General features: G+C 69.5%; 1 protein-coding gene. It reads right to left on the bottom strand.

Annotation, left to right across the window (positions count from 1 at the left end):
• A partial coding sequence (locus tag Q7A36_RS40275) for a hypothetical protein (protein WP_305109404.1) occupies positions 1-754 on the bottom strand: 754 nt, incomplete at its 3' end.
• Positions 755-845: the final 91 nt, after the last annotated feature.

Raw genomic sequence — 845 nt, 5'->3', positions numbered from 1 at the left:
TGATTCCAGCTTGCAGCGTCTTGCGCCGGGTCGTGGCGCCCGTGGCGAGGCGCGATAGCGTGTTGGCCAGGCCCTCGCCCTGGCGCTGGATGTGGAACACGTCGCCATGGCACGGCGTGTCGCCCCAGGCTGCCTGCTGACCGGCGCGCAGGCCCTGCCCGGCATCAGCGATGGTGTAGTCGGGCCGCAGGCCCCGCTCGCCAGCATCGAGCAGGTGCACGCCCCAGGTGTCGGCATCACGGCGCTGCTCCGTGACCAGGAGGTAGCAGTAGGTCGATGCCGCGTCGACGCCGGCCAGCACAGGCGTTGCACCCTGGAAGATTTCGTCGTGCAGGCCGACACGGATGCCCGACAGGTCTGGTTCGTCGTTGACCACGCTCGCCTGCCGCGTGGCCGCCTGGAGCACGTCGTGAACTTGGCCCAGGCTGACGGGCAGGCCCAGCAGGTCGCGCAGAAACTCGACGACGCCGCGGTACGAACTACGGCAGATCAGCGTCAGCGCGACGATGACCTGGCGCAGCCAGGTCTTGGTCACCGCCAACTCGAACAGCACCTCATCGTCCCGCACGGCGGGCGAGAAGGCCGCGTCCAGTGCCGCGCTGGCCTTCTGCGTCTGCTGGTAGACGAACTTGCGGCTGACCCCGTGCTGGGCGGCCAGGTCGCTGAGCGTCTCGGTGCCGGCCAGGGCCTGGATGGCGAGCTCCTTGCGTCCGCTCTCGGGCAGCCCGACCGCCGCGCCAACACCTCGGTCCATACTCGCCTCACGGGTGAAAACCCGAGGGTGCCATCACCCACCCCGGCAGCGCCAACCCAGCTTCGCGTGTGACCCGGTTTCGAACCACGCC

This window comes from Paracraurococcus lichenis (genome assembly GCF_030657435.1).
Taxonomy (GTDB): Bacteria; Pseudomonadota; Alphaproteobacteria; order Acetobacterales; family Acetobacteraceae; genus Paracraurococcus; species Paracraurococcus lichenis.
This window is presented reverse-complemented; position numbering and strand designations above follow the sequence as displayed.